Source organism: Amycolatopsis sp. w19, from assembly GCF_051373225.1.
GTDB classification, from domain to species: domain Bacteria; phylum Actinomycetota; class Actinomycetes; order Mycobacteriales; family Pseudonocardiaceae; genus Amycolatopsis; species Amycolatopsis japonica.
Genome location: NZ_JBPQFM010000025.1, coordinates 1 through 26,771, shown reverse-complemented (window position 1 = coordinate 26,771; position 26,771 = coordinate 1). Strand labels below are relative to the sequence as shown.

The following is a 26,771-nucleotide window of genomic DNA, read 5'->3' as shown; positions in this document are numbered from 1 at the left end:
TGTCGACATCCCGGTGATGACGATCGCAGAACTCGGCGCCTGATGGCGGAGCTGAGATTTGATCCGGAAGCCGACCAGACGCGTGAACCCGCCCGGCCGAAGGCCCCGCTATCGCGGTGGCAGGGCGCCTTATCCACGTCCGTGAGGTGGATGACATGGCGGCGCCCTGCCGACGTCGATCGCGGACGCGGGTTCACCACCAAGCACTCAGCAAGCTTTGAGTGCTTGATCGAGGTCGTGCCACAGGTCTTCGACGTCCTCCAGCCCCACCGACATGCGGATGAGCCGGTCGGTGACCCCCGCGCCGCGCCGGTCGTCCTCGGCGACGATCCGGTGGCTGATCGAGGCGGGATGCTGGATGAGCGAATCCACGCTCCCGAGGCTGACGGCCGGGGTGATCAGCCGGACCGCGCCGATGAGCGCGTGCGGATCGCCGTCGACCTCGAACGCGATCAGCGGACCACCGATGGCCGGGTAGTGCACGGCGCTCACGTTCGCGTGGCCGCGAAGCCGATCGACGAGTTCGGCGGCCGTCGCGGACGCGGCGTTGACGCGCAGCGGAAGGGTCGAGAGGCCGCGAAGCAGCATGTACCCGGCGAGCGGGTGCAGCACGCCTCCGGTGGCGAAGCGGATCTGCCGCAGCATCCCCGCGTCTTCGGCGCCGCAAGCCACCACGCCGCCCATGACGTCGCCGTGCCCGCCGAGGAACTTGGTCGCGCTGTGCAGGACGAACCGGGCGCCGTGCCGTCCCGGCCGCTGGAGCACGGGGGTCGCGAAGGTGTTGTCGACCAGCACCGGGACCTCGCCCGCGGCGTGCACGATCTCGGCGATGTCGACCTCGCGCAGGGTCGGGTTCGCGGGGGTTTCGAGCAGCACCAGCCCGGTGTCAGGACGCAGCGCCGAGGCGACGTCCTCCGGATCGGCCCAGGTCACCTCGGTCCCGAGCAGCCCGGACGTGAGCATGTGGTCGGTGCAGCCGTAGACCGGCCGGACGGCGACGACGTGCCGCTTGCCCTGGGCGACGGCGGCGAGCAGCGAGGCCGAAACCGCGGCCATGCCGGTGGCGAACGCGACGGCGTCTTCGAGCCCTTCGAGTTCGGCCAGCGCCTTCTCGAAACGCTCGACGGTGGGGTTGCTCAGCCGCCCGTAGACCGGGAGTCCGGACAGCGAGCCCGAGGCGGCGAATTCGTCGATGCGGCCCGCCTCCTCGACGCTGTCCCGCGACGGGTAGGTCGTGGACAGGTCGAGCGGAGCGGCGTGGACGCCGAGGTCCGTGAGATCGTCACGGCCGGCGTGGACGGCTCGGGTGCGCAGCGTTGCGGTCATACCCCAGATGGTGCGATTTTCTCCGGATCGGCCGCAATATCCTCGGATATCATTCGCTGATGTCGGATTCCGTCGAACTGAGCACGGTTGATCTTCGAATTCTGCGGCTCTTGCAGAACGACGCCCGGATCTCGAACAAGGATCTGGCGGCCGAAGTGGGCGTCGCGCCCTCGACCTGTCTCGACCGCGTCAACCGGCTGCGCGAGCTCGGAGTGATCATCGGCCAGCGCGCCGAGGTGGACGCGGCCAAACTCGGCCGCCCGCTCGAAGCGCTCCTGTTCGTGCAGGTCCGCCCGCACCGGCGCGCACTGGTCGATTCGTTCGTCGAGCATCTGCTGGCGCTGCCTGAGGTCCGCGCCGTCTATCACCTGACCGGCCCGGACGACTTCCTCGCGCATGTCGCCACCGCCTCGGCGACCGAGCTGCAACGGCTGGTGCTCGACGAACTGACCGCCCGCGACGAGGTCGCCAGGGTGCACACGAACCTCGTCTTCCAGCACTGGAGCGGGGGACCTTTGCTACCACCCGGCTGATCAGGCGATCCGGACCTTGAACGGATGCCGCGGATCGGTGGGGCAGGTGAAGATGTTCAGCACTCCCCGGTCGCCGAACGCCCAGCACGCCGGTTCGTCGTCGTCGACCCCGCAGCCGCAGCCGACCTCGTGCTCCTCCGTGGCCAGCGCGAGCGTCTGTCTCAGCTCGGCACCGCATTCCCGGCAGTCCAGGTCGACGCGACCGGCCGCGTGCCAGGCCGTCCAGCCGCCGATCTTCGCGTAGTGGTCGAGTTCAGGCCAGCCCTCCGGGTCTTCGCTCGCGCCTTCGGGGATGCCGAGCGCGGCGCGGGTCTCCGGCGGGAAGTCGCAGAGGCGCGGCAGCTCGTCGATCGAGCACGGTTCGAAGACGCAGGGTTCCGGCAGGTAGGCGTCCTGGGCGTCCTCGGGTGCGGGCGGCGGCTCCGCGATGTCCCCCACCTCGCCGGAATCGCGCCACACCAGCCGGACGGCGGGGCCGCGGTGGTACGGGTTGTCGTGTTCCAGCGGGCAGAACAGGATCTGCAGGACGTCGGTGCCCTCCGGGAAGGGCAGCTCCGGGAAGTCGTCGCGGAAGAACTGCGCCGCGCCGACCATCGCCGGGACCGGCTCGTCGAGCGGATGCCCACCCGGCCACGCGTCGTCGGACGCGTCGGGGTCCGGCGGCCAGGTCACCGGGCACTCCGGCCATGGCTCGTCCGACGGCCAGAGCAGCGGGCCGCCGAAGTGGCTTTCGTCCGGACGGGGCACTCCCGGCGCGGGATGCAGCCGGATGGCCGTCCGGACCAGGTCGTTCAGGCCGGGGATGGGCACCCCGTCGTATGTGAGCTGACGCACTCCCGGGAGCTTAGAGGTCCGGCAGCGGATCTTCAGGTTTTCCCCGCATGATCTCGGCATCCGCGGCGTGCACGACGGAGATGTACTCGTCGTCGATCTCGTAGTCGACGCCGTTGAACTTGAACCACGGGACGGTCGAGGTGTCGACCGGCCCGATCCGATGGTTCCGCAACGTCGTCGCGACGACGCGTTTCGGCATCTTCCGGCTCAGGTACCCGGCGGTCAGGATCGTGATCGTCTTGCGTGTCACCGCGAAGAACACTCCGGGGTTGGTGCTGCCGAAGACGTCGGCTGGGAACACGTAATGGATCTCGTCGTCCGGATCGAGGAGTTCCTTGATCCGTTTCCTGACCCCCGCGGAAACCGGCATGGCATCCAAGTTACCGCGCCGAGTAGTCCTTGAACCCCTTCCCGGTCTTGCGGCCGAGCCGACCGGCGGTCACGAGGTGCTCCAGCAACGGCGCCGGCGCGAAGCCCTCTTCGCGGAACTCGTTGTACAGCGTCCGCTGGATCGCCAGCGAAACGTCCAGCCCGACGACGTCGAGCAGTTCGAACGGGCCCATCGGCAGCCCGCAGCCCACCTTCATCGCGGTGTCGATGTCGTCGGCCTCCGCGTAGTGCGCTTCGAGCATCTTCACCGCGTCGTTCAGGTACGGGAACAGCAGCGCGTTGACGATGAACCCGGCCCGGTCGCCGCAATGCACGGGGTGCTTGCCCACGGCCGCGCAGACGGCGTCGACGGTCGCGATCACGTCGGGAGCGGTCGCGATGGTGGAGACGACCTCGACGAGTTTCATCACCGGCGCCGGGTTGAAGAAGTGCACGCCGACCACGTCGGAAGGCCGCGAGGTGGCGGCCGCGCATTCGATGACCGGCAGCGAGGACGTGGTGGTCGCCAGGACCGCGCCCGGCTTCACGACGTCGTCGAGCGCGGCGAAGACGGCCTGCTTGACGGCCAGGTCTTCGGCCACCGCCTCGACGACGAGGTCGACGTCGGCCAGTTCTTCGAACTCCACCGCCGGCGAGATCCGGCCGAGCGCGGCGACGGCGTCCTCTTCGGACAGCTTGCCCTTGACGACGGCCTTGTCCAGCGACTTCTTGACCCGCGCGACCGACGCCGCGGCCTTCTCCGCGCTCCGGGCGCGCAGGATGACCTCGTAGCCGCGTTTCGCGAACACCTCGACGATGCCCGTCGCCATGGTCCCGGTCCCGACGACGCCGACCTTGCGCACTTCGCGCGCCGTCGCCGTGTCCACTGTGGACGCCGTCACGGCGTCGGTCACCGTCGGCGAATCGGGCTCGTCGTAGGTGTAGAAACCCCGGCCCGTCTTCCGGCCGAGCAGCCCGGCGGTGATCATCTGCTTGAGCAGCGGCGCCGGCGCGTGCAGCCGGTTGCGCGACTGGTGGTACATCGTGTCGAGGATCTCGTACGCGGTGTCCAGCCCGATGAGGTCGAGCAAAGCCAAGGGCCCCATGGGATATCCGCAGCCGAACCGCATCGCCGCGTCGAGGTCCTCGCGGGTGGCGTAGCGCTGCTCGTACATCCGCACGGCGTGGTTGAGATACCCGAAGAGCAGGGCGTTTGCGATGAACCCGGCGCGGTCGCCGATCACCACCGGGGTCTTGCCGAGCCGCTCGGCGAACGCGACGACGTCGGTGACCACGTCGGGCTCGGTGACGACGGTGCGGACGACCTCGACCAGTTTGAGGATCGGCGCCGGGTTGAAGAAGTGCATCCCGACGACCTTGCCCGGCCGCGCGGTGTGCACGCCGATCTCGGTGATCGACAGCGAAGAGGTGTTCGAGACGAAGATCGTGTCCGGACCGGTGATCTTGTCCAGCTGCGCGAACACGTCGGATTTCGCTTCGAGGTTCTCCGGGATCGCCTCGATCACCAGGTCCACATCGGACAATTCCGCCAGCGACGTGGTGTACCGGATCCGGTCCAGGAGCGCGCTCCGGCCGTCGGCGTCGAGTTTGCCGCCGGACACCGCCCGTTCGGTCGAATGCTCCAGATGACCCCGTCCGCGGTGGACGCCGTCGTCGTCGATCTCCACCGCGACGACGGATACGCCGCTCCGCGCGAGCACCTCGGCGATCCCGGCACCCATGGTGCCGAGACCGATGACTCCCACACTCGAGATTTCCCGCGCCACAACCGGCCTCCGGAGGTTACTCGCTGGTAGTTTCTCCGATCGTGCCATGCCGGGGCGCGGAAAGCAGCGGCTGTCACCCTCCGAATCGAGTAAGTGTCACTCGCGGACGAGGGCTGAAGGACGCTTTCCTCCGGCGCCGATGGCCGGATCAAGGGACCTTTGCTACCAGCCGGCCGATGTCGGGCGCCGATGATCCGCCAGCGAGGGCCCTCAAGTCCGTGAAGGCCTCACCTCACTCGCCGAAGTTCCGCCTCCGGCGGGAGCCAAGTACATGAAGGCCCCCTTCACCGCGCTAGACGCAAGGAAGGGGGCCTTCATGTACTTGGGGCGTCCGTGAAGGCCTCGACGCCCTCAGCTCACTCGCCGAAATTCTGCTCCACCAGATCCTTGACCTTGGTGAGCGCTTCGTCGGCCTGCGCGCCCTTCGCGCGGACCTCGATCCGGTCGCCTTGGCGCGCGCCGAGCGCCATCAGCGCGAGCACGCTGTTGGCGTCCGCGGTCTCGTCGCCCAGCCGCACGGTGACCTGCGCGTCCAGCCCCGCGATACTGCGCACCAGTACCGCGGCCGGCCGCGCGTGCAGCCCGACGTCGTTCCGCAACGTGAGTTCGACGCTGCTCTCGCCGTCCTGCGCGCCTTCGTCGAACGTCAGGTCCGGCGGTGCGCCCGCCGAGGCGGCCGCTTCGGCGACGGCCTTGCGGTCCGCCCCGCCCTGCGCCGCGACGGCGGCGGCGATCGCGCCTTCGACCAGCGGCGCGTCCACGACGACCGCGGCCGACGGGTCGGCGAGCGATTCGACCGCCAGCTCCGCGGTCATCTGCGCGCTGCCCAGGTCGTACAGCAGGACGACACCCGATCCCGAATCGGCGCGCTGCGTCGCGGCGACGACCTCGTCGTAGTCCGTTCCGATTCCGCCGTCGGCCAGGCCGCCCGCCGCCGCGATGGTGACGTCCGGCGCCATCTGCGCGGCGAGCTCCGCGAGTCCTTCGGCGAGCTTGGCGCTGTGGGAGACGAGCACGATTCCGACGCTCACTTGGCGGCCTCCGCGAACGCGCGCAGCAGCAGCGCCGTCGAACGGGCCCCGGGATCCATATGCCCCTTCGCCCGCTCGCCGAGGTACGACGCCCGGCCCTTGCGCGGGACGAGGTCCACAGTGGACTCGGCGCCCTTGTCCGCGGCGTCGGCGGCCGCGGACAGGATCGCCGCGACGCCGTCGCCGACGGCCTCCTCGGCGGCGGAGACGGCGGGGATCAGGGCGTCGACCATGGTCGCGTCTCCCCCGACGGCCTTGCCGCGCGCCTGCACTCCTTCGAGCGCCGCGCGCAGGGCCTCGACCAGCAGCGGACCGTCCACTTCGGCCGCGTCGCCCAGTTTGACCGACGCGCGCAGGAAAGCCGTGCCGTACAACGGGCCCGCCGCGCCGCCGACCTTCGAGATCAGCGTCGTGGCGGCGAGCTTCGCGACCGCGGCGGGGGTCTCGGGCGTGGCGGAGTCCAAAGCGGACACGATGGCGGTGAAGCCCCGGTCCATGTTCTCGCCGTGGTCGGCGTCGCCGATCGCGCGGTCGAGGTCGACCAGTTCGGCGCGATGCTCGGCGATCACCGCGGCCGCCGCCCGCAAGGCGGCGGCGAGCGTCTCGGCGGTGCAGGCCATCAGACTCCCCACCTCAGGGCCGGGGTGTTCACCGGCGCGTCCCACAACTCGGTCAGCTCGTCGTCCAGTTTCAGCAACGTCAGGCTCATCCCCTGCATCTCGAGGCTGGTGATGTACGGCCCCACCAGCCGCCGTTCGACCACGATCCCACGCTCGGCCAGCAGCCGCTCGGCGATCCCGTGGGCGAGGTACAGCTCGACCAGCGGGGTCCCGCCCATCGAGTTCGTGAACAGCAGGACCTTGTCGCCCTCGGCGAAGGGCAGGTCCGTGACCACCGCTTCGACCATGCGCGCGACGAGTTCGTCGGCCGTCGTCACGGCGGTGCGCTCGATACCGGGCTCGCCGTGGATGCCGATGCCGAACTCGATCTCGTCGTCGGCGAGGTCGAAACTCGGCTCACCCGCGTGCGGTACGGTCGGCGCGGTGAGCGCGACGCCGATCGACCGCACCTGGCCGATCACCTTGCGTGCCAAGGCCTCCACCGCGTCGAGCGTGTCGCCCCGTTCGGCCGCGGCGCCGGTGATCTTCTCCAGCAGCACCGTGCCGCCGACGCCGCGACGGCCGGCCGTGTAGGTGGAGTCCTTGACCGCGACGTCGTCGTCGATGACCACGCTGCGCACGTCCAGCCCTTCGGCGGCGGCGAGTTCCCCGGCGGTCTCGAAGTTGAGCACGTCGCCGGTGTAGTTCTTCACGATCAGCAGCGCGCCCGCGTCCCCGGTCGTCGCCTTGACCGCGGCTTCCACGGCGTCCGGCGTCGGCGACGTGAACACGGCGCCCGGGACGGCGGCGGCGAGCATGCCCTGCCCGACGAAGCCGCCGTGCAGCGGCTCGTGCCCGGAACCGCCGCCGGAGATCACCGCGACCTTGCCGGCCACCGGCGCGTCCACGCGTACCACGATCGCCGGGTCGTCCTCCACGCGCAGGACGTGCGCGTGCGCCGCGGCGAGTCCGCGCAACGATTCCGCGACCACCGTCTTCGGGTCGTTGATGATCTTCTTCAAGGGTGGCCTCCGGCCGTCGGCGGGTGGGGTGCCCCCTTCCTACCTCTCCCGGCCGGATGCCGCCAGCGTCAGGGCTTCGGCAGCTTGGAGATCACCGATTTGGCGATCTTCGCGGCCTTCCCGCACGACACCGCTTCCTCAGGCTTCTCGTCGTAGTTCTTGTAGATCACGCTGACGATCTCGACATCGTCATCGACCCACGGCTTGTGCTGCCATTCGATCTTGCACTCGGCGGCGTTGCCGCTGCCGAACTTCTGGTACCCGGCGACGCCGTCGAGGTCGACCTTCTTGGTCCCGTCGCGTTCCTCCGGCGGAAGGCCCTTGCGGAAGTTGATCGAGATCCGCGGGTTGGAGCCCGGTGTCCAGTCGCAGGAGTGGAAGGAGGTCAGCTCGGCCGCGCCGTGCGGCACCACCTCGTTGAGGACGGCGGTGTCGGCGGCGGTGCACGGGTCGACCGCGGTGAGCGTGCCCGCGGCGGCCGGGTACTTCGCCGGTGACGCGTGCAGGCTCTTCACGGCCTTCGCGGCCACCGCACGCCCTGTCGCGCACGGGTCGCCGCCGTCGTAGGTGACCGAGAAGCTGATCCCGCGCTCGGGCTTGCGCAGGGTCATGATGCCGACGTCGCAGCTCTTCCCGTCCTTGTCCTTCCGCTCGATCTGCGGCAGCCCGTCGACCGCCGAAACGGTGACGCCGTTGATCGAGGAGAAGGTCGACGCGCCGATCTCGACCCTGACCGTGAGGGCCTTGCCTCCGGCGTCGACGGCCTTCGCCCGGCAGGTGCCGAACGAGGTGAGATTCGACGTCGGGTCCTCCGGCGTGCCGAGGCCGCTCATCACTTCCTTGTTCACCAGGCCGCACGGGTCGATCGTGCGCAGCACCGCGGGGGTGACCGCCGGATCGTTGATGTCCCCGTCGGGCACCGAACCGGAACCGGAGCCGGGTTCGGCGGCGACGGTGGTGCGGGCGAAGTTGGACTTGCCGAGGTTCTGACCGCAGGCCGAGAGCACGCCCAGTGCGGCGACCAGGGCCAGCACGGACGCGATCCGGCGACGTCGAGCGTTGAGCAGCACGAGATGCACGGTAGCCGGAGCCCCTCGCCGCTGTCCGGACAACCCGGCTATTCGCCGCTCTCGCCGTCGGTGCTCGGCGGCACCACGATGGGCCGCAGCTTCGCCCAGAGCATGAACAACGCCGCGAACACCAGCATGCCGATACCCGCCCACAGGTTGATGTTGACGTCGGCGGCCTTGGCCAGCTCCTCCTCGGTGGTGAAGCCGATGCCCATGATCGTGAGCACCAGCCCGTAACCGCCGATGAGCAGGGCGATGATCAGCCGGATGTCGAAGACGCCGGCCTTCTTGGGAGCTTGCGAAGCAGCCATCTCCGGCCTCCTAGAAGATGATGTTGAGCGCGATGGTCAGGATCAGCACGATGCCCGCGAGCAGGCCCGGCTTGCGGTACCAGCCCGCGTCGTCGCCCGTCTCGTCGTGCTTCAGCGACTCCTTCGGGGTGAGGGAGTAGACGAGGCCGACCAGCTGGGCCTCCGGCTTCGGCGCGGTGGCGAGCGAGACCGCGACGCTGACCGCGATGTCCACGACGAAGGCCGTACCCGCGGCCACGAAGCTGATGCCCTGCCCGGTGAGCCCGAGGACCCCGGCCTGCGACAGCAGCCACACGGTGATCGCCGAGGCGGTACCGGATACCAGGCCGACCCAGCCCGCGGTCGGCGTCATCCGCTTCCAGAACATGCCGAGGATGAAGGTGGCGAACAGCGGCGCGTTGAAGAAGGAGAACAGGTCCTGCAGGTAGGTCAGGATGTTCCCGGAGTTCGACGCGATGAACGCGGTGCCGATGGCGAGCACGGTGCCGATGGCGGTGACCAGGCGGCCGAGCCGGAGGTAGTAGCCGTCCGACTCGTTCTTCTTCACGTACGACTGCCAGATGTCGTAGGTGAACACGGTGTTGAACGAGCTCAGGTTCGCGGCCATCCCGGCCATGAACGAGGCGAGCAGACCGGCGAGCGCGACGCCGAGCATGCCGTTGGGCAGCAGGTCGCGCATGAGCAGCAGGATGGCGTTGTTCGCGGTCACGCCGCTCGGCGCGTCGCCGCCGTCGAGCAGGACCTGCTTGTCCTGGACGTACTCGGAAACGGTGACCGCGGCGATCATGCCGGGGATGATCACGATGAACGGGACCAGCATCTTCGGGAACGCGCCGATGATCGGCGTCCGCCGCGCGGCCGACATGCTCTTCGACGCCATCGCGCGCTGGACCTCGACGAAGTTCGTGGTCCAGTAGCCGAAGGACAGCACGAAACCGAGACCGAAGACGAGACCGAGGATCGACAGGAAGCTGTTGCCGAAGCCGGTGAGGTTGTCACCCGGCCACGAGTGCAGCTGCGCGTCGCCGCCGGGGCTCGCGGTGACCTTGTCGACCAGGCCCTGCCAGCCGCCGACCTTGACCAGGCCGACGATGGTCAGCGGCAGCAGCGCCGCGACGATCACGAAGAACTGCAGGACCTCGTTGTAGATCGCGGCGGAAAGGCCGCCGAGCGCGGTGTAGGAGAGCACGACGGCGGCCGCGACGATGATCGACACCCACAGCGGCCAGCCGAGCAGGAGGTTCACCACGCTGGCGAGCAGGAACAGGTTCGCGCCCGCGATGAGGATCTGCGCGCTCGCGAAGCTGATGCCGTTGACCAGGTGGGCGGGTTTGCCGAACCGGCGGAGCATGAACTCCGGGACACTGCGGACCTTCGAGCCGTAGTAGAACGGCATCATCACGATGCCGAGGAACAGCATCGCCGGGATCGCGCCGATCCAGAAGTAGTGCACGGTCGGCAGGCCGTACAGCACACCGTTGGCCGACATGCCCATGATCTCGACCGCGCCGAGGTTCGCCGAAATGAAGGCGAGACCGGTGACCCAGGCGGGCAGTGACCGGCCCGAGAGGAAGAAGTCGAGGCTGCTCGAGACCGACCTCCGCGCCATGTACCCGATGCCGAGCACCAGCGCGAAATAGAAGGCGAGCAGGACGTAGTCGATCGGACTTGCGTCGAGCCGCAGGTTCGCATCGGCCAGCACGTGCAACCGACCCACCTCCATAGTGAAAATGTCCACGAGAAACGCCGGTATCGCGTCAATCGCGGACCATACTGCATGGATTCAGCAACGGCAGTGTGGGTGGCCGGCCACTGCCCTGAAGTGTCTGTTTCAGGGCGATTCTTGACAATTCCTGTCCGGTCGAGGTGGCGTCAGGGACGTTTCACCTTTTCCTCGTCCGCGCCCAGCGCGAGGTACACGTCGATCCATTGGCGATCGATGTCGGTGACGTCGCCGCCGTCGCAGTACGGTTTGGCCCCGTTCGCGGTGTAGTAGCGAAGCAGGGCGAGGGCCTCGTCGGTGCGCCGGATCGAGTCGTCGGTGTAGCGGGGACCCGGCGCCCGCGGCTGATGCTTCATACAGGTCAATTCGGTCACGACGCCCTCGGTGGTCTCGTCGTCGAAGCGCGGCCCGGTGTCGGACCCCGTCTCGGAGCACGCCACGACGACGGCGAGGAAGACCAGCGTGCTCAGTGCGGCTCCGCGCCACCGGCGCGGAACCCTTTCGGTGGGCAGATTGCGCATGGGTCGGCCGCCTTTCCGGTCGTGTTCCCGCCGTCGCGGACTCATCCGGCACCGCCGAGGTTCGCCAGCGTGGTGCGTGCCGTCCGCGCGTCGGTCAAGGAGAAGTTCGGATTGATGCGCAGCGCTTCGGCGAGCGCCTTGACGGCTTCGCCCGGCCGCCCGAGCGCGGCGAGGATCATGCCGCGGTGGTAGGAGAACGAGGCGCTGCGCCAGCCGGTGCTCGCCGCCCGGTCGGCGAAGGTGAGGGCTTCGGCGTTCCGGCCGTTGAGGTGCAGTGCCCAGGCCATGGCGTCGGCGACGAACACGGGTTGCCTGCGCTCCCATTCCGCCTGCGCGAACCGGAGGGCCTGCACGGCGTCGCCGCGGTCCGCGGCCACCAAGGACGCTTCGAGGTCCACGTTCGCACCGGAGTCGACTTCGAGGCGTCGCTGCTCCTCGAAGAGCTCGTACTGACGTGCGGCGGATTCCGGTGCCCCCGACGCCGACAACAGCAGGGCGTACTCGCGCAGATTCCCCACGTTCGGCTGACGGGCCACGAGATCCCGATAACCGGCGAGCGCCTTGGCGGTCTGCCCGCGTGCCGCCGCGACCTTGGCCTTTCCTTGCTGGAGCGAGGTTTCCTGCGGCAATGCGCGCTCGCCCGCCTCGAAATGCAGCTGTGCGGTGTCGAGATCCCCGTTGTCGAAGGCGAGTTCGCCGAGGAGATTGCGGCAGAACGCGACGTCGCTGGGATCGACGGCGTCCGCCAGTGCCCGATCGAGCGCGTGCCGGGCGTCGTCGACACGACCGTGTATTTCGAATTCGTAGGCGGCGCGGGTGAACGAGGAGACACCCGGTTTCAGATCGAGCATCCGCTGCAACGCGGCGGTGGCCGCTGCCGTGTCCCCGAGCTGGGTGTAGGCGTCGTTGAGCACGCCGTGGATCTCGGCGTTGTCCGGCAGCGCGGCCTTCGCCTTCTCGCCCCAGTCGCGAGCGCCGGCGAAGTCGTGCCGCGCGTTGGCGAGCGCGCCCATGCCCGCCAAGGCGATCCCGTTGCCGTCGGGCTGCTGCCCCAACGACTTCCGCAACGCCTCTTCGGCCTTCGGGAAGTAAGCCGGGTCGGCCTTGACCCGGGCCACCTCGACATAGGCGGCGCCGAGTTCGGCCCAGGCCTGCGGATCCTGGTCCTGTTTCGCGAGTTTGGCCTCCGCCGTCCGGACCGCCCTGTCGAGAGTGCTGAAGCCGCCCTGCGGCCCTTCGCTGAGGACCGGTTCGGGCGGGATCAACGCGGCGACACCCACGGTGAGCAAGCTCGCGCCGAAGACCGCCAGAAGCGTGAACCGGCGAGTGCGCTTCCCGAATCGGATACCTGTCGTGCTTTCGGGGACGTCGTGGGACATCGGGTCCGCCTTCCGCGGAGATGGGGGTGGTGGCCGCCGCCGGGGGTCAGCGGCGGCCACCGAGGGGAGGGGGGATCAACGGACGGTCGAGTTGACCGCCTTGTTGTTCGGCAGGGCGACGTACGGGAACACCGCGCCGAACGGGACGTCGTTCCGGTCCACCCGGTCGCCCGCGGCGAGTGCCTTGACGATGCCGCTGACCGCCGCGCCTTCCAGCGCCTGGACGCTGATGTCGAGCGCGTCGTCGGCCAGCCGACGGCCGTTCGGGAACCCTTGGAGGTCGCCGCCGAGGACACCGAGCCGGTTGGGCTGCGCGGTGACCGGGATCGAGGTGTTCAGCCGCAGCTGTTCCGACGGCGCGAACCGCGCCGGGTTGACGTCGGCGTTGTTGAGCTGCGAGTTGAGATCCAGGTTGATCTTGTCACCGGATTTGGTGGTGATCCCGGTCAGGAAGATCTCCGTCAGATCGTCACGGGGTTTGGCGGGCGCGGGGATGCCGTAGATCCGCTGGACGAGGTCCGGCACCTCCGGATTGGTCACCCTGTTCACCAGCGCGGGCACCGTCCGGTCCTGCTCCGGCAGGAGCGAATTGAACCGGTCCTTCAACCCGGCCGGCACGACGACCTCGTTCACCAGCGGGTTGCCCAGGCGCGAAACCTGGACGTCGGCGCCGAGCGCTCGCTCCGCACCGGGGGTGCGCAGCGTGATCGTCTTGCGTTCGGTGTCGCTCCAGACCCCGATCACCGGGTTCCTGGCCGGATTGCCCCCGAGGGTCAGCGCGCTCTTGGGCAGCTGCAACGCCACGGTGTTCACGTTGAAGCCGGCCAGCGTGTCCTGCCCGACCTCGGACAGGTTCTTCCCGTAGAGCAGGTCGAAGATCCGCAGATCCAGGAAGAACGGGTCGTCGGCCTGCCCGGCGAACGTCTGCCCGCCACCGGGGAGCGGGGTGATCGCCTGGTTCCGGAGCACGCCGTAGTTCGGCATCGACGCCGGGCCGACGTTCGACGGCGCGACCCTGCCGTTGGTGACCAGGTTCGTGGTCCGCCCGGTCCCCCGGTCGATCACCGAGAGCGTGTAGAACTGGCGGAACAACAGGTCCTCGTCGTCCAGCGAAGTGACCGGATCGTCGTTGTAGAGGAAGGTGTCGTTCCCGCGCCGGTCTTCGGTGCGGAAGGTCCACCGGTAGGTCAGGTCCGCTTTCGCGTCACCGTTGTTGTCGATGTTGATGTCGTGGTTCGCGTCCGTGGCCCACGGGTAGAAGTTCGGTCCCCCATTGGGTTCTTCGAACGGATACCAGTTCGCGATCAGGGTCACGGTGTCCGGCTTGTCAGGGCTGACGAACGCGTACACGTCGGTGTTGTCCACCGCCGGGTCGCCCGAGATCAGCGGGGCTTCCCGGTGACTGGAGGCCGACGCCGGGGCGGCGAGGGCGCTCACGAGCACCGTCGCCCCGGTCAAGAAAGCCGAGACGGTCGCTCGCCGGCGGCGAGCGAGATGGGATGTAGCCATTTCATTCCCCTTTCACCGAGGCCGATGGTGCCCGCCGTCGTCAGTGGGGATGTTGTGGAAGTGTTGTGGCGCCGGGAAAAGGGCGCGAAAAAGGGCCGCTCCCGGCGTTTCCGCCGAGAACGGCCCTCTCCCGTGACCGGTGGGGGTTTACCGGTCCGTGGGCAGGCCCACTTCGCCGTCCTCCTTGATCAACCGGGCGAGGACGTCGTCCGGCATGTACGTGCGGTGCGGGTAGCCCGGACCCCACGAGTTGAGGAACGGCACGGCGCCGAGTTCGTCGGCACGGGGGTTGCCGAGGACCTCGTGTACTTCCTCGACCGACGTCGCCCAGCGATAGGCCTGGATGCCGTTCTTGACGTCAGGTGTGTAGGCGGCCCGCTTGACGTGATCGTCGTCGGCGTAGGTTTCCGACCACGGGACGTGCCCCAGTTCGAGCAGGACCTCGGCCGCGGCACGGCACGAGGTGCCGTTGTTGTCCCCGGGGTTGGTCTCGTCCCATTCGTCACGCATCTTCGACTGGTCCCACAGCCACCGCGCGGCGTAGAGGTCGCCGTTGAACATCGACATGCAGCGCGACCAGCCGAAGCCGACGCACGCGCCTTCCCGGCCCTGGTCGTAGAAGGCGTACTGTTTTTCGCCGTCGGTCGACTCACCGGGTTCGAGGCAGACGCAATGCCCGCCGCGGATCCTGGTGAGCGATTTCGCGCCGCCCTTCGCGACGAAGAATTCGCCGGACTTCTCGTCCTTCTCCGGTACGTCGAATTCCTTGTACCAGTTGACACCGATGACGACCGGCGACCGGGTGGGCCGGTCCTCGGTGGCCAGCGCGGTCAACGGATAGCGCTCGACGTGGCGCCAGTCGTCCGGGACGAACCGGCCGAGCCGGCCGTCCGCCGGGTCACTACCGATCGGGCGATAACGCATGGGATCCTCCTATCCCTCATCCCACCGGAATACCGCCGGCGAGTTCATTGCGGCACGATCTTTTCCAGGAACCGCCGCGCGGCCTCCCGCCCGCTTTCGAAGAGGCGCTTCTTCTCCTCTTCGCCGAGCCCGAAGTCGACGGCGGAAACCCCGGTCGTGTCGACGTACACCGTCCGCCGGTTCACACCCTCCTCGTGCAACCGGTAACGATTCCAGTCCGACAGCAGGGTTTCGAGCGAACCGATGGCGATCCGCAACGCGCTCTTCACCGGTTTGTCCCTGCCGCCCACCGGTTCCCCGGAAAGCTTCACGCCCCAGGTCGGCCAGCGCGGCTTCTTCGTGTCGGTCCGGTCGAAGACGGTGATCGGGAAGTTCGACAGCAGCCCGCCGTCGACCCAGGTGACGGTGCCCTCGGGGCGGACGGCGAACTGCACCGGCCGGAAGTACAGCGGGATCGACATGGACGCGCGGACCGCGTCGACGATCTTCTCCGCACCGGGATCGCGGCCGTACTGGGAATAATCCCAAGGCAGCCGGACGAGCACGCGACGCGTCAGGTCACTGACGTGGACGACGAGGGAATACCGTTGGTACGGAAGCAAAGTACTTTCCGGATCGTCGATGGCGAGATCGGCGAAAGTGCGCACGCCGACGTCTTCCAGCAACGGGGTGAGCCATTCCGCGAGATAGTCGCCGGAGTGCATCCCGTCGTGCAGGAGCAGATCCACGCCGTCGCCGATCGGACCGGTGACCTTGTCGAACAGGGACTGATCCTGGAAACGGCGGCAGTCCATGTCGTTCATCACCGCTTCCAGACCGCCGAGGTCCTTCCCGGCCTTCTGATAAGCGGCGACCAGTGTCGCCACGATCGCACCGGCGCTCGTCCCGGCGATCCGGGGAAACGAATAACCGGCTTCGTGCAACTCCAGCACCGCGCCCAGCAACCCGATGCCTTTGACGCCGCCGCCTTCCAGCACCAGATCGACACACTTCGGAGAATCAGCCATGGCACTTCACCTCTGGACCCCGCGACCACCGGATGTCGGTGGTACCCCTCGCGGAAATCGAGTGTGACACAGCGCGAGACCGAGGAATCCGGCGTTCACCCGAATGGCCCGGAAGTAGCTGGTTCTTTTGCGGGAGAACGCGAGTTCGTTAATTTCCCGCCGCCCTTTAGGGCATTCTGTGGCGCGAGAAAGAATGCAGATACCCGAATCATGGACTCGATTCGGTATCGGCTGTTCAGCGCCCGAACCCGCCGCGTTTAGTCCTCTGGATGCGGTAGTTGCGCGCGCAACTACCGCATCCAGAGGACTAAACGCGAGCGGGGAACGCTCAGAACAGGCGGAACTCGTCCGACTCGATGCCGCGCAGCGCGTCGTAGTCCAGCGTGAGGCAGCGGATCCCGCGGTCCTCGGCCAGTACCCGCGCCTGCGGTTTGATGATCTGCGCCGCGAACACGCCCTGCACCGGCGCCAGCAGCGGGTCGCGGTTGAGCAGTTCGAGGTAGCGCGTCAACTGCTCGACACCGTCGATCTCGCCGCGCCGTTTGATCTCGACGGCGACACTGGCCCCGTCGGCGTCGCGGGCCATGATGTCGACCGGGCCGATCGCGGTCGGGAACTCCCGCCGCACCAGCGTGTAGCCGTCACCGAGGGTCTTGATGTGCTCGGCGAGCAGTTCCTGCAGGTGCGCCTCGACGCCGTCCTTCTGCAGGCCCGGCTCCGCGCCGAGTTCCTGGGCGTGGTCGTGGAAGATCTCGTCGATCGTGATGACGAGCTTCTCCCCCTGCTTGTTCTCGACGATCCACAGCTTGCCGTCCTCGATCAGCCAGCACGGCGGGCTCATCCAGTTCAGCGGCTTGTAGGCGCGGTCGTCCGAGTGCACGGACACCGAGCCGTCGGCCTTCACGAGCAGCAGCCGGGTGGCCATCGGCAGATGGGCGGTCAGACGGCCGGCGTAGTCGACCTGGCAGCGAGCGATCACAAGGCGCACCCCGCGAGGGTAGGACAAGCACGGCGATACTGTGCGCATGGACCCCGTTCAGCGTGTCAGCTCGCGTGAGGTGTACCGGAACAACTGGATGACCCTGCGCGAGGACGACGTCCGGCGGCTCGATGGTTCCGAGGGGATCTACGCGGTCGTCGACAAACCCACCTGCGCCGTCGTGATCCCCTTCGACGGGGCGAGGTTTCACCTGGTCGAGCAGTTCCGCTATCCGCTCGGGCTGCGGCGCTGGGAGTTCCCGATGGGCACCGCACCCGAACTGGCCGACGTCCCGCCGCTCGAACTCGCCGCGCGCGAACTGCGCGAGGAGACCGGCCTGGTCGCGGGCTCGATGGCCGAACTCGGCGTGACGGACGTCGCCGCCGGGATGTCGAGCCAGCGCGGGCGCGTCTTCCTGGCCACCGATCTCACGCAGAGTGAAGCCCAGCGCGAGGTCGAAGAGCAGGACATGCGGACGGCGTGGTTCGACCGCGACGAGTTCGAGAAGATGATCGCCGCGGGTGACATCACCGACGCGCAGACCTTGGCCGCCTACGCGCTCCTGCTCGTCCGCGAGCGGACGTTGTGACGGCCGCTCAGTCCGGCCACACCGGGGAGCGCTTCTCCAGGAACGCCGCCATCCCCTCGCGGGCGCCGGGCAGCTGCGAGGCGGAAGCCATCACCTCCAGCGCGAGCGCGTAGGCGTCGGCCTCGGGCCGGTCCAGCTGCGCGTAGAGGGTCTGCTTGCCCATCGCCTTGCTCGCCCGGCTGCCCCGCGTCGCACGTCCCAGCAATGAAGCGACGGCCTCATCCAGTGAGTCGTCCGGGACCACGCGGTTCACCAGTCCCCAGTCCAGCGCGGTCGCGGCGTCGACGACGTCGCCGGTGAGCGCCAGCTCCATCAGCCGTTTCCGCCCGATCGCGCGGGCGACCGGCACCGCGGGCGTATGGCAGAACCAGCCGCCCTTGCCGCCGGGCAGGGCGAAGCCCGCGGATTCCGCGGCCACGGCGAGGTCGCACGACGCCACCAGCTGGCAGCCCGCCGCGGTCGCGAGCCCGTGCACCCGCGCGACGACGACCTGCGGCACGGACTGCATCGTGCCCATCAGGTCCGTGCACAGCCGCAGCAGCTCGCGCACGCCCATCAGGTCGCGGGCGGCGACGTCGCCGAAGTCGTGCCCCGCCGAGAACACCGGCCCGGCGCCGGCCAGGACGATCCCGGTGGCGTCGGTGTCCCCCGCCTCGCGGAACGCCGCGAGCAGCTCGGCGAGGTGGTCGGCGGACAACGAGTTCCGCCGCGCGGCGCGGTTCATGGTGATCGTGACGGTGTCGCCGTCCCGCTTCACGAGGATGTGCTCGTACTCGGCCATGCTTCGACGGTAACCGACCGGAACGTCCGGCGATACGAATCGGGCCCGACACCGACGTCGGCCCGGAGCCGTCGCCGCAGGTTGGCGGCGGTGCCGAGGCCGGATCGCTGCGCGACCCGCTCGACCGGCAGCTCGGTGGTCTCCAGCAGCCGCCGCGCGAGCCGCACCCGCTGCGCGCGCAGCCAGCGTCCCGGCGTGACACCGGTGGCCGCGGCGAACTCGCGATGGAACGTCCGCTCGCTGAGCCCGGCGTGCCCGACGAGGTCGTCGACGCCGATGTCGTCGGCGATACGCTCCAGCGCCCAGTCCATTGTGGACGAAACGCTCGGCCGCGACGGCTTGGGCGGCAAGGGGTTGTCGACGTACTGCCGCTGGCCGCCTTCCCGCGCCGGCGGCATCACGAGCCGCCGGGCGAGGGCGGCCGCGACCTCGGCGCCGTGGTCGCGGCGCACCAGGTGCAGGCAGAGATCCAGCCCGCCGACCACTCCGGCGGAGGTCAGGACGTCACCCTCGTCGGTGAAGAGGACGTCCCGCTGGACGACCGCGTCACGAGCGGCGGTTTCGAGATCGTCCAGCAGCCGCCAGTGCGTGGTGACGGACCGGCCGTCGAGCAGCCCGGCCGCCGCGAGGGTGAAGGCACCGGAGCACAGCGACGCCACGGTGATCCCGGCCCGGTGCGCCTTGCGCAGCGCGGCGACGGCGGCCGCGGGCACCTCGGCGTGCGGATCGACCCGGCCGGGCACGAGGACGAGATCGCAGCCCGCCAGCCCGCTCAGCCCATGCGTCGCCTCGACCTGGCCGAACGGGTGGATGGCGACCCGGCCGCGGCCGGACGCGCAGAGCCGGACCTCGAAGGGGCCGATGCCGCTGTCGGTCCGGTCCACGCCCCAGACCTCGCCGATCACGCCCAGATCGAAGGCCCGGCTGCCCGGCAGGAGGAGCACACCCACGGTTCGCATGGCAGGAAAGTACCGCATCGTGCGTCTTCTGCCACTCCCTCGGCGGCCGCTCCGAGCACGAGACTCGAGGCCATGACCACTGAAACCAAGGCCTTGATCGTGATCGACGTCCAGCGCGGCTTCGACCGGCCCGTCTGGGGCCCGCGCAACAACCCCGGCGCGGAAGCCAACATCAAGGCGCTCGTCGACGCCTGGCAGGAGCGCGGGCTGCCGATCGTGCTGGTGCACCACGACTCCGTGAAACCCGGCTCGTCGCTGCGGCCCGGCCAGGAGGGCAACCACTTCAAGCCGGAACTCGACGGCGTGCGCGCGGATCTGGTGTTCGGCAAGAAGGTCAACTCGGCCTTCCACGGCGACATCGATCTCGACGGCTGGCTGAAGACTCGCGGCATCACTTCGTTCGTGCTCGCCGGCATCCAGACGAACTTCTGCTGCGAGACCACCGCGCGCGTCGGCGGGAACCTCGGCTACGACGTGACTTTCGCGCTCGACGCCACGTTCACCTTCGACCTCGCCGGACCGGACGGCGGCGTCCTGACCGCGGACGAGCTGCACCGGGCGACCGCGACGAACCTGCACGGAGGCGGATTCGCCACGGTCACCTCGACGAAGGAGATCTTGAGCGCGCTTTGAGGCCGGCGGGAGGGCATGGGTCGAGTTGGTCGTGAGTGGTAAGTGTCGTTAGAACGACACTTACCACTCACGACCCGCGCGACCCACGCCCTCCCGCCGCCTCCCCTCAGGCCCGGTCGATCACCGCTTTGAGGAACCGCCGCGTCCGGTCGTGCTCCGGATCGTTGAACAGCTTGTCCGGCGCGGCGTCCTCCAGCACCTGCCCCTCGTCGAACATCATCACCCGGTCCGAAACGTCCCGCGCGAACTGCATTTCGTGCGTGACACAAAGGATCGTGATGTCGGTGGACGTCGCGATCTCGCGCAGCACGCGCAGGACGTCGGCGACCAGTTCCGGGTCGAGCGCCGAAGTCACCTCGTCCAGCAGCAGCACGTCCGGTCGCATCGCGAGCGCGCGGGCGATCGCGACGCGCTGTTGCTGGCCACCGGAAAGCCGGGTGGGGTGCGCGTCCTTCTTGTCCGCGAGCCCCACCATCTCCAGCAGTTCGACGGCTCGCGCCTCGGCCTCGTCCCGCGAGACGCCGAGCGAGTGGATCGGCGCTTCGGTGATGTTGCGCAGCACGTTCATGTTCGGGAACAGGTTGAACTGCTGGAACACCATGCCGATCCGTTTGCGCGCTTCCCGCAGGTACTTCTCGTCCGCGGGCACCAGCTTCTCGCCGCGCTTCATGTGACTCAGGTAGTCACCACAGACCTCGATGGTGCCGCCGTCGACCTTCTCCAGTGTCATCAACAGCCGCAGGATCGTCGTCTTCCCGGACCCGCTCGGCCCGATCAGCGAGACGAACTCCCCCGGCGCGACGGTGAAATCGAGGTCCTGCAACACCACGTGGTCCCCATAGGACTTGACCACCTGCGAGAACCGGATCATCGGGGAATCAACTGTGGGCGGCACGTCGCTCCAACCTTCTCACCAGAATCGAAGCCGGCAGGCTCACCAGCAGGAACAGCACCCCGGCCAGGGTGTACGGCTCGGTGACGCGGAACGTGTCGGCACCGACCTCCTTCGCCCTCGCCAGGACGTCGACGACGCCGATCGCCAGCAACAACGGGGTTTCCTTGAACATCGAGATCGTGTAGTTGCCGAGCGCGGGCAGCACCCGCGGGACGGCTTGCGGCAGCACCACCGCGGTCCACACCCGCGACCTCGGCAGGTTCAGCGCGGTCGTGGCCTCCCACTGTCCTTTCGGGACGGCCTCGATCCCGGCACGGTAAACCTCGGCCGCGTACGTCGCGTAATGCACGCCGAGCGCGATCACACCGGTGGTGAACGGGGACAACGTCATCCCGCCCACCGGCTGGATCACGTAATAGAGCACGAACACCTGAATCAGCAAAGGTGTACTGCGCACGAACTCGATGAACAGCAGAACCGCCTGGGACAACACGGGAATCCCCGTCCGGCGGATCAGCGCGAACACCAGGCCGAGCGCGTACGCGACCACCGAGGCCAGCAGGGTGATCTCGACGGTGACGAGAAGCCCTTCCAGCAGAAGGGGAACCGAATTCGCGGCGGATTCCCAGCTCCAGTCCATCACACACCTCCCGCGGTGGCCGTCATCTTGGCCGGGGCCCGGCCGAGGCGCCGCGCGGCGATCCGTTCCAGCAGCCGCATCCCGCTGGTGATCAGCAACGCGATCAGGAGATAGAGCACGAGTTCGGTGCCGTAGATCCAGCCGAGCTCGGCGCCGAACACCGGCCGCAGCAGTTCACCTTGCCGTGCCATCTCCGGGACGGCGATGAACGAAAGCAGCGCGGTGCTCTTCAGCAACTGGATGAAGAGATTGTTGAACGGTGGCAGCATTTCCGCGAACGCCTGCGGCAGGATCACCCGCCGCATCCGCTGGGCGGGGGTCAGGTTGAGCGCGACGGCGCCTTCGAACTGCGCGCGGGGCACCGAGTTCACCGCGCCGCGGACGATTTCCGCGCCGTACGCCCCGTGGTTGAGGCCCAGTACCAGGATCCCGGCGAACATCGGCACCAGCTGGAAGCCGACCAGCACCGGCAGCACGAAGTACAACCAGAACAGCTGGACGACTTCCGAGGTGCCGCGGAAGATCTCGACGTAGACACGCGAAATCCCCCGCACGGTCCGGGACGGCGAGCCCAGCGCGAGCCCGGCGATCAGGGAGAGCACCACGGTGAGCGCGATCCCGCCGACGGCGGCGGTGACGGTCGAGGTCAGTCCACTGAGGACGGTCGTGATGATATGCGATACCGACGACGACATGACGTCAGCCCCGCTACACCGCGCAGAGTTTCTCGGTGGTGACGTCGGCCTTCGGCAGGTTGTCCGCCGAGAACCCGAACGGCGTCACGATCTTGGTCCATTCGCCGCTGTCGTGCAGCTTCTTGAGCTCGGCGTTGAAGGCCTCGCGCAACGGGTTGTCGTCCTTGCGGAAGACGAACGCACCGGCGGAGACGACCGGTTTGCCGTCCTTGATCGGGTCGAAGCCCGGCGTCACCTCGGCCGCGGCGCCCGGGCTCTTCGCCAGGACGTCCTTGAGCGAGATGTCGGTGAGCGCGGCGCAGTAGACCCGGCCGTCGGTGACCGCGCGGAGCATGTTGTCCTGCGAGTCGAGGGTGACGATCTGGTCCTCGGCGACGCCCGAGTCGGTGGCGTATCCCTTTTCCACGGCCGCGGAGAGCACGGCGACCTTGACCTTCTTCGCCGCGATATCCTCGAACTTCAGCACCTGCTGCGGATTTCCCTTGGGTACCAGCAAAGCGGTCAGCGCCGAGTAGTCGGGGATCGAGAAGGCCGCCGCGTCGCACCGTTCCTTCTTGATGTTCATCCCGGCCGCGACGATGTCGTACTTCCTGGCGTTGAGCGCGGGGATCAGCTGGTCGAAGGAGACCGCTTCGGCTTCCACGTTGTCGATGCCCATGGCCTTGAAGACGGCGCGCGCGACCTCCGGCGCCTCACCGGTGACCTTGCCGGCTTGGTCGGTGAAACCGTACGGCGCTTCGTTCGCGATCCCGATCTTGATCTTCTTCGCGTCCTTGGCGGCCTGCAGGGCGTCACCGGAAGACGTCGACGTGCACGCGGACAGCAGCACCGGGCCGCCGATCGTCACCGCTCCCAGTACCGCCGACCGCCGGAAGAACTCTCGCCTCGACCATTCGCCGTGCACCATTGCGGCACCTCTTTTCGATTAATCGGTTTAATCGAAACGTAGGTGGGTACCCACACGCGAGCAGTGTGAGCGGGTGACGAACCACCCGCTGTTACGGTACCGAGATTTACGGTGACTTTAGGTGCTCAGACCGTGGCGCTCCCGTACCAATCCGACAATTCCGTCCATGATGTCGGTGAGTTCGTAGTCCTTCGGCGTGAACACCCGCGCGATTCCCCGCTCCAGCAGGAGCTTCTCGTCGTCGGGCGGGATGATGCCGCCGACGATGACCGGGATGTCGCCCGCGCCCGCGGCCCGCAAACCGTCCACGACCTGCGGCACGACCTCGAGATGCGAACCCGAGAGCACCGAAAGCCCGACCACGTGCACGCCCTCCTGGACGGCGGCCGCGACGATCTGTTCCGGCGTGAGCCGGATGCCCTGGTACACCACCTCGAAGCCGACGTCACGCGCCCGCACGGCCACCTGCTCGGCGCCGTTGGAATGCCCGTCGAGACCGGGTTTGCCGACCAGGATCCGCAGCCGCTCGCCGATTTCGGTGTTCGTCGCCTTGATCCGGTCACGGACGCGGCGGATCTCCTCGTTGCCCTCGCCCGCGGCCGCCGACGCGGAAACCCCGGTGGGAGCACGGTATTCGCCGAACACCTCGCGCAGCGCGCCCGACCATTCACCCGTGGTGACACCGGCACGAGCACATTCGATGGTGGCTTCGAACAGGTTCTGCGAAGTCTTGGCGACGGTCTTCAGCTTCTCCAGCGCCGACTCGGCGGCCGCGTTGTCGCGGTGCGTCCGCCATTCCTCGATCGCGGTGACCGCCTGCTTCTCGACGCCCGCGTCGATCGTCTCGATCGCCTTCGCGCCCTCGGCTTGCAGCGGGGACGGCTCGGTGGTCTCGAACTTGTTGACCCCGACCAGGATCCGCTCGCCGTTCTCCATACCGCGCCGGTACTCCGCGAGCGAAGCGACGAGCTGCGACTTCATGTAGCCGCTCTCGACGGCCGCCACCGCGCCGCCCAGATCCTGCACCCGCGCGATCTCCTCGCGCGCGCCCGTCATGATCTCGTCGACCTTGGCCTGGATGACGTGCGAGCCGTCGAAGATGTCCTCGTACTCCAGCAGATCGGTCTCGAACGCCAGCACCTGCTGCATCCGCAGCGCCCACTGCTGATCCCACGGCCGGGGCAGGCCGAGCGCCTCGTTCCACGCGGGCAGCTGGATCGCGCGGGCCCTGGCACCGCGGGAAAGGGAGACCGCGAGCATCTCCAGCACGATGCGCTGGACGTTGTTCTCCGGCTGCGCCTCGGTCAGGCCCAGCGAGTTGACCTGCACGCCGTAGCGCAGCCGCCGCGCCTTGGGATCCGTGACGCCGTAACGATCCCGCGTGATCTCGTCCCAGAGCGCGGTGAACGCGCGCATCTTCGACATCTCTTCGACGAACCGCACCCCGGCGTTGACGAAGAACGAGATCCGCGCGACGACCTTGGCCATGTCCGCCTGCTCGACTTGCCCCGAATCGCGGACCGCGTCGAGGACGGCGATGGCGGTGCACAACGCGTACGCGACCTCTTGCGTCGGCGTCGCACCGGCTTCCTGCAGGTGGTAGCTGCAGATGTTGATCGGGTTCCACTTCGGCACGTGGTGCACGGTCCACGCGATCATGTCGGTGATCAGGCGGAGACTCGGGCCTGGCGGGAAGATGTAGGTGCCGCGGGAGAGGTATTCCTTGATGATGTCGTTCTGCGTGGTGCCGGTGAGCTTCGCCAGCACCTCGCCCACGTCACGGCCCTCGGCTTCGGCCTGCTCACGCGCCACGGAGACGTAGAGCGCCAGCAGCCACATGGCGGGCGCGTTGATCGTCATCGACGTGTTGGCCTCGGCGAGCGGGATGCCGTCGAAGAGGCGCCGCATGTCGCCGATATGCGAGACCGGGACGCCGACCTTGCCGACCTCGCCCTTGGACAGCTGGTGATCCGGGTCGTAACCGGTCTGCGTCGGCAGATCGAAGGCGACCGAGAGGCCGGTCTGCCCCTTCGCGAGGTTACGGCGGTACAGCTCGTTGGACGCGGCCGCGGACGAGTGACCCGCGTAGGTCCGCATCACCCAGGGGCGGTCCCGTTCACGGTCCGTGGGATAGGGCACGGTCTACCTCCGGCGCTGGACGACCGCCTGAGTGTACCGGCCGGTAACATGCGGTGCGCAGTTGAATCGAACACAGTCGGGTCATTCTTCCCGGCTGGAAGGTGCCCGGGCCCCGGTGGACGACACGGGACCCGAGCACCGGGATCAGACGACTTCGAGCCCGATCCGGAACCCGTCCGGGTCGAAGGCGTTGGCGTCCAGGGCGAAGTCGCTCTGGCCCCCGCCCTGGCTCGCCCACCGGGTGAAGGTGGGCACGCCCTCCGGCTCGCCGCGGTCGACGGCCAGGATGGACAGGCGCAGGTCGGTGATCTGGACACCGGGCGGCAGCGGACGCGTCTCGAGGAACAGCCGGTACTGGTCCGGGTCGAAGGAGTTGCTGTCGGTGATCAGGTCGGTCGTGCCGCCGCCCTGGCTCGCCCACGGGGTGTAGGTGACCGGACCGAGTTCCCGGCCGCCGTCGCGGGCCTGCCCGCCGATCCGGAAGTCGATCTGGTTCAGCTGGCCACCGCCGAACGCGGGGTTGAGATCGATCCTGGCGCCGTCCGGATCGAAGTTGTTGCTGTCCCCGGCCCACTGCGACACGCTGGTGCCGAAGTTGGCGAATCCGGTGAACTGCTCGACCCCGAACCCGCCCCGGCCGCCGTTGTCGGCCAGCTGGATGCCGATCCTGAAGTTCGGCGGTGCCGCCTCCGCGATCGCCGGGGAGACGGTGACGGACAGCCCACCCGCGGCGAGCAGGGCGAGGGTGCTGCTCCAAAGCTTGCGCATTTCTCTCTCTCCTGTCGGGAATCCGTGCCAACGCGGAGAGATTCACATCCGGCACCACCGGGAAATGTTGTGAAGGTGTTGTGGCCGCTAAGGGTTCCGGTTTCGCGCCTCTTCGACGGCTTTCGCCAGCTTCTCCCGGACCTTCGCCACGTCGCTGACGCCCACCAGGATGACCGGCGGCTTCCGGTCCTTCCCGGTGCCGGCGCCGAAGTTCGCCGACGCCCACGCCAGCACGCCGAGCCTGCCGAAGGTGATCGTCCCGGTCTTGCCCGGCCCGGGGGTGACGACGGGATCCGCGAGGCCGGCCAGCGCCGCGGACTCCTCCTTGCGGCGGACGAGCGAACTGGTCGCGATGACCCGGCCGTCCGTCACGGCGTACGTGGTCGAGGCGAGCCTGAGGTAGCGGATCAGCGGCCTGCCGGCGAGATGCAGAACGCCCGCGACGGTGAGCACGACCCATGCGGCCGTGTGGAACGCCGTGTCGTGGTTGGCCGCGAAGAACACCGTGACGGCGCCGAGCCAGAGGAGGCCGACAGGGACGTTGAAGTAGTCGCCGGGATTGAAGAGGGGCCTGCGCACGGGCTGCCCGGCCCAGATGACCCGTTCGCCTGGAAGGAGGTCGATCTGCCCCTCATGCATGCCACGGCACATTACCCGTCCGGGGGACGGGCGAGGAGTGTCCGTTCGTCGGTCGCCCATCGGGCCGAACGGACCTGGCGAGGTGCCACCGGCCTAGGGCGTGTCCTGTAAGTGATCTAGCTGGGGTTCGGTTGGATTGCGGGTGTGGTTGGTCGTGGTGAGTTGACGGATAAGGCATGGGCGGTGATCGAGCCGTTGCTGC

At 68.4% G+C, this 26,771-nt stretch carries 28 protein-coding genes; 3 read left to right on the top strand and 25 right to left on the bottom strand.

Annotated elements, in window-relative coordinates; all coding sequences use genetic code 11:
* Positions 1–207 precede the first annotated feature (207 nt).
* Positions 208–1,326 carry a trans-sulfuration enzyme family protein gene (locus ACSMFO_RS34310; protein WP_436461862.1) on the bottom strand — a complete coding sequence of 373 codons (1,119 nt, stop codon included), beginning with the start codon at positions 1,324–1,326 and terminating at the stop codon, positions 208–210.
* Positions 1,327–1,385: 59 nt separating this feature from the next.
* On the opposite strand from ACSMFO_RS34310, the gene ACSMFO_RS34305 reads away from it, so the two are divergent.
* Positions 1,386–1,859 carry an Lrp/AsnC family transcriptional regulator gene (locus ACSMFO_RS34305; RefSeq protein WP_016336815.1) on the top strand — a complete coding sequence of 158 codons (474 nt, stop codon included), beginning with the start codon at positions 1,386–1,388 and terminating at the stop codon, positions 1,857–1,859.
* Here ACSMFO_RS34305 and ACSMFO_RS34300 read toward each other — a convergent pair whose 3' ends face one another.
* The 15 genes from ACSMFO_RS34300 to nucS all read right to left on the bottom strand — a co-directional run bounded on the left by ACSMFO_RS34300 (position 1,860) and on the right by nucS (position 16,933).
* Positions 1,860–2,693, bottom strand: a complete 834-nt coding sequence (locus ACSMFO_RS34300) for a hypothetical protein (RefSeq protein ID WP_436461861.1) — start codon at positions 2,691–2,693, stop codon at positions 1,860–1,862.
* Positions 2,694–2,703: 10 nt separating this feature from the next.
* Positions 2,704–3,063, bottom strand: coding sequence for a hypothetical protein (locus tag ACSMFO_RS34295; protein ID WP_436461860.1), 360 nt, complete (start codon positions 3,061–3,063; stop codon positions 2,704–2,706).
* A 10-nt stretch (positions 3,064–3,073) separates the two neighbouring features.
* Positions 3,074–4,849 (bottom strand): 3-hydroxyacyl-CoA dehydrogenase family protein, encoded by a 1,776-nt coding sequence (locus ACSMFO_RS34290; RefSeq protein WP_436461859.1) that lies wholly within the window; start codon positions 4,847–4,849, stop codon positions 3,074–3,076.
* 356 nt (positions 4,850–5,205) lie between these two features.
* Positions 5,206–5,880 carry a dihydroxyacetone kinase phosphoryl donor subunit DhaM gene (gene dhaM / locus ACSMFO_RS34285; RefSeq protein ID WP_037341464.1) on the bottom strand — a complete coding sequence of 225 codons (675 nt, stop codon included), beginning with the start codon at positions 5,878–5,880 and terminating at the stop codon, positions 5,206–5,208.
* Complete coding sequence (dhaL, locus tag ACSMFO_RS34280; protein ID WP_037341462.1) at positions 5,877–6,500, bottom strand: dihydroxyacetone kinase subunit DhaL; 624 nt, start codon at positions 6,498–6,500, stop codon at positions 5,877–5,879. The genes dhaM and dhaL overlap by 4 nt, the downstream gene beginning before the upstream one ends.
* Entirely contained in the window at positions 6,500–7,501 is a 1,002-nt protein-coding gene (gene dhaK / locus ACSMFO_RS34275) for a dihydroxyacetone kinase subunit DhaK (RefSeq protein WP_436461858.1), read from the bottom strand. Before dhaK ends, dhaL begins: the two co-directional genes overlap by 1 nt.
* A gap of 68 nt (positions 7,502–7,569) precedes the next feature.
* Entirely contained in the window at positions 7,570–8,571 is a 1,002-nt protein-coding gene (locus ACSMFO_RS34270; protein WP_436461857.1) for a DUF3558 domain-containing protein, read from the bottom strand.
* Positions 8,572–8,618: 47 nt separating this feature from the next.
* Positions 8,619–8,882, bottom strand: a complete 264-nt coding sequence (locus ACSMFO_RS34265; RefSeq protein WP_038508976.1) for a hypothetical protein — start codon at positions 8,880–8,882, stop codon at positions 8,619–8,621.
* 10 nt (positions 8,883–8,892) lie between these two features.
* The gene (locus ACSMFO_RS34260) at positions 8,893–10,590 is read right to left on the bottom strand and encodes a sodium:solute symporter family protein (protein WP_037342516.1); all 1,698 of its coding nucleotides are present in this window, start codon (positions 10,588–10,590) and stop codon (positions 8,893–8,895) included.
* Between the two features lie 164 nt (positions 10,591–10,754).
* The gene (locus ACSMFO_RS34255) at positions 10,755–11,126 is read right to left on the bottom strand and encodes a hypothetical protein (protein WP_436461856.1); all 372 of its coding nucleotides are present in this window, start codon (positions 11,124–11,126) and stop codon (positions 10,755–10,757) included.
* Positions 11,127–11,167: 41 nt separating this feature from the next.
* Positions 11,168–12,505 carry a tetratricopeptide repeat protein gene (locus tag ACSMFO_RS34250; protein WP_436461855.1) on the bottom strand — a complete coding sequence of 446 codons (1,338 nt, stop codon included), beginning with the start codon at positions 12,503–12,505 and terminating at the stop codon, positions 11,168–11,170.
* 75 nt (positions 12,506–12,580) lie between these two features.
* Positions 12,581–14,014: a DUF4331 domain-containing protein gene (locus tag ACSMFO_RS34245; RefSeq protein WP_436461854.1), complete on the bottom strand. Its 1,434-nt coding sequence runs from the start codon at positions 14,012–14,014 to the stop codon at positions 12,581–12,583.
* Between the two features lie 147 nt (positions 14,015–14,161).
* Positions 14,162–14,938 (bottom strand): hypothetical protein, encoded by a 777-nt coding sequence (locus ACSMFO_RS34240; RefSeq protein ID WP_038508970.1) that lies wholly within the window; start codon positions 14,936–14,938, stop codon positions 14,162–14,164.
* Positions 14,939–14,982: 44 nt separating this feature from the next.
* Positions 14,983–15,945, bottom strand: coding sequence for a patatin-like phospholipase family protein (locus ACSMFO_RS34235; protein WP_037341448.1), 963 nt, complete (start codon positions 15,943–15,945; stop codon positions 14,983–14,985).
* A 328-nt stretch (positions 15,946–16,273) separates the two neighbouring features.
* On the bottom strand, positions 16,274–16,933 hold the full coding sequence (gene nucS, locus ACSMFO_RS34230) for an endonuclease NucS (protein WP_034308895.1): 660 nt from the start codon (positions 16,931–16,933) through the stop codon (positions 16,274–16,276).
* Between the two features lie 37 nt (positions 16,934–16,970).
* Here nucS and ACSMFO_RS34225 point away from each other — a divergent pair, with 37 nt between their 5' ends.
* The gene (locus ACSMFO_RS34225) at positions 16,971–17,513 is read left to right on the top strand and encodes an NUDIX domain-containing protein (protein WP_073848264.1); all 543 of its coding nucleotides are present in this window, start codon (positions 16,971–16,973) and stop codon (positions 17,511–17,513) included.
* A gap of 7 nt (positions 17,514–17,520) precedes the next feature.
* Here the strand turns inward: ACSMFO_RS34225 and ACSMFO_RS34220 are convergent, their stop codons facing one another.
* Together ACSMFO_RS34220 and ACSMFO_RS34215 are read right to left on the bottom strand one after the other, a co-directional pair.
* A complete protein-coding gene (locus ACSMFO_RS34220) occupies positions 17,521–18,294 on the bottom strand; it encodes an enoyl-CoA hydratase-related protein (protein ID WP_037341443.1) in 774 nt (257 codons plus the stop codon).
* Positions 18,267–19,253 (bottom strand): GlxA family transcriptional regulator, encoded by a 987-nt coding sequence (locus ACSMFO_RS34215; RefSeq protein WP_436461853.1) that lies wholly within the window; start codon positions 19,251–19,253, stop codon positions 18,267–18,269. The genes ACSMFO_RS34220 and ACSMFO_RS34215 overlap by 28 nt, the downstream gene beginning before the upstream one ends.
* 72 nt (positions 19,254–19,325) lie before the next feature.
* On the opposite strand from ACSMFO_RS34215, the gene ACSMFO_RS34210 reads away from it, so the two are divergent.
* Positions 19,326–19,886, top strand: coding sequence for a cysteine hydrolase family protein (locus ACSMFO_RS34210; RefSeq protein ID WP_436461852.1), 561 nt, complete (start codon positions 19,326–19,328; stop codon positions 19,884–19,886).
* A gap of 106 nt (positions 19,887–19,992) precedes the next feature.
* Here the strand turns inward: ACSMFO_RS34210 and ehuA are convergent, their stop codons facing one another.
* From ehuA to ACSMFO_RS34175, 7 genes are all read right to left on the bottom strand, one after another.
* Complete coding sequence (gene ehuA, locus ACSMFO_RS34205; RefSeq protein ID WP_073848267.1) at positions 19,993–20,757, bottom strand: ectoine/hydroxyectoine ABC transporter ATP-binding protein EhuA; 765 nt, start codon at positions 20,755–20,757, stop codon at positions 19,993–19,995.
* A 7-nt stretch (positions 20,758–20,764) separates the two neighbouring features.
* Complete coding sequence (gene ehuD, locus ACSMFO_RS34200) at positions 20,765–21,421, bottom strand: ectoine/hydroxyectoine ABC transporter permease subunit EhuD (protein WP_378373184.1); 657 nt, start codon at positions 21,419–21,421, stop codon at positions 20,765–20,767.
* The gene (ehuC, locus tag ACSMFO_RS34195; RefSeq protein WP_350580362.1) at positions 21,421–22,116 is read right to left on the bottom strand and encodes an ectoine/hydroxyectoine ABC transporter permease subunit EhuC; all 696 of its coding nucleotides are present in this window, start codon (positions 22,114–22,116) and stop codon (positions 21,421–21,423) included. The genes ehuD and ehuC overlap by 1 nt, the downstream gene beginning before the upstream one ends.
* A gap of 13 nt (positions 22,117–22,129) precedes the next feature.
* Positions 22,130–23,023, bottom strand: coding sequence for an ectoine/hydroxyectoine ABC transporter substrate-binding protein EhuB (gene ehuB, locus ACSMFO_RS34190; protein ID WP_073848269.1), 894 nt, complete (start codon positions 23,021–23,023; stop codon positions 22,130–22,132).
* Positions 23,024–23,140: 117 nt separating this feature from the next.
* The gene (locus ACSMFO_RS34185; RefSeq protein WP_436461851.1) at positions 23,141–25,162 is read right to left on the bottom strand and encodes a protein meaA; all 2,022 of its coding nucleotides are present in this window, start codon (positions 25,160–25,162) and stop codon (positions 23,141–23,143) included.
* 144 nt (positions 25,163–25,306) lie between these two features.
* Complete coding sequence (locus ACSMFO_RS34180) at positions 25,307–25,930, bottom strand: hypothetical protein (RefSeq protein WP_350596695.1); 624 nt, start codon at positions 25,928–25,930, stop codon at positions 25,307–25,309.
* 87 nt (positions 25,931–26,017) lie between these two features.
* Positions 26,018–26,569 carry a hypothetical protein gene (locus ACSMFO_RS34175; RefSeq protein WP_038522480.1) on the bottom strand — a complete coding sequence of 184 codons (552 nt, stop codon included), beginning with the start codon at positions 26,567–26,569 and terminating at the stop codon, positions 26,018–26,020.
* Positions 26,570–26,771: the final 202 nt, after the last annotated feature.

Coding starts and splice junctions, on each gene's coding strand:
- ACSMFO_RS34310 (WP_436461862.1), bottom strand. CDS start 1,326: ATGACCGCAACGCTGCGCACCCGAGCCGTCCACGCCGGCCGTGACGAT.
- ACSMFO_RS34305 (WP_016336815.1), top strand. CDS start 1,386: ATGTCGGATTCCGTCGAACTGAGCACGGTTGATCTTCGAATTCTGCGG.
- ACSMFO_RS34295 (WP_436461860.1), bottom strand. CDS start 3,063: ATGCCGGTTTCCGCGGGGGTCAGGAAACGGATCAAGGAACTCCTCGAT.
- dhaL (WP_037341462.1), bottom strand. CDS start 6,500: ATGGCCTGCACCGCCGAGACGCTCGCCGCCGCCTTGCGGGCGGCGGCC.
- ACSMFO_RS34265 (WP_038508976.1), bottom strand. CDS start 8,882: ATGGCTGCTTCGCAAGCTCCCAAGAAGGCCGGCGTCTTCGACATCCGG.
- ACSMFO_RS34255 (WP_436461856.1), bottom strand. CDS start 11,126: ATGCGCAATCTGCCCACCGAAAGGGTTCCGCGCCGGTGGCGCGGAGCC.
- ACSMFO_RS34250 (WP_436461855.1), bottom strand. CDS start 12,505: ATGTCCCACGACGTCCCCGAAAGCACGACAGGTATCCGATTCGGGAAG.
- ACSMFO_RS34245 (WP_436461854.1), bottom strand. CDS start 14,014: ATGGCTACATCCCATCTCGCTCGCCGCCGGCGAGCGACCGTCTCGGCT.
- ACSMFO_RS34240 (WP_038508970.1), bottom strand. CDS start 14,938: ATGCGTTATCGCCCGATCGGTAGTGACCCGGCGGACGGCCGGCTCGGC.
- ACSMFO_RS34235 (WP_037341448.1), bottom strand. CDS start 15,945: ATGGCTGATTCTCCGAAGTGTGTCGATCTGGTGCTGGAAGGCGGCGGC.
- ACSMFO_RS34225 (WP_073848264.1), top strand. CDS start 16,971: ATGGACCCCGTTCAGCGTGTCAGCTCGCGTGAGGTGTACCGGAACAAC.
- ACSMFO_RS34220 (WP_037341443.1), bottom strand. CDS start 18,294: ATGGCCGAGTACGAGCACATCCTCGTGAAGCGGGACGGCGACACCGTC.
- ACSMFO_RS34215 (WP_436461853.1), bottom strand. CDS start 19,253: ATGCGAACCGTGGGTGTGCTCCTCCTGCCGGGCAGCCGGGCCTTCGAT.
- ACSMFO_RS34210 (WP_436461852.1), top strand. CDS start 19,326: ATGACCACTGAAACCAAGGCCTTGATCGTGATCGACGTCCAGCGCGGC.
- ehuA (WP_073848267.1), bottom strand. CDS start 20,757: ATGATCCGGTTCTCGCAGGTGGTCAAGTCCTATGGGGACCACGTGGTG.
- ehuD (WP_378373184.1), bottom strand. CDS start 21,421: ATGGACTGGAGCTGGGAATCCGCCGCGAATTCGGTTCCCCTTCTGCTG.
- ehuC (WP_350580362.1), bottom strand. CDS start 22,116: ATGTCGTCGTCGGTATCGCATATCATCACGACCGTCCTCAGTGGACTG.
- ehuB (WP_073848269.1), bottom strand. CDS start 23,023: ATGGTGCACGGCGAATGGTCGAGGCGAGAGTTCTTCCGGCGGTCGGCG.
- ACSMFO_RS34180 (WP_350596695.1), bottom strand. CDS start 25,930: ATGCGCAAGCTTTGGAGCAGCACCCTCGCCCTGCTCGCCGCGGGTGGG.
- ACSMFO_RS34175 (WP_038522480.1), bottom strand. CDS start 26,569: ATGCATGAGGGGCAGATCGACCTCCTTCCAGGCGAACGGGTCATCTGG.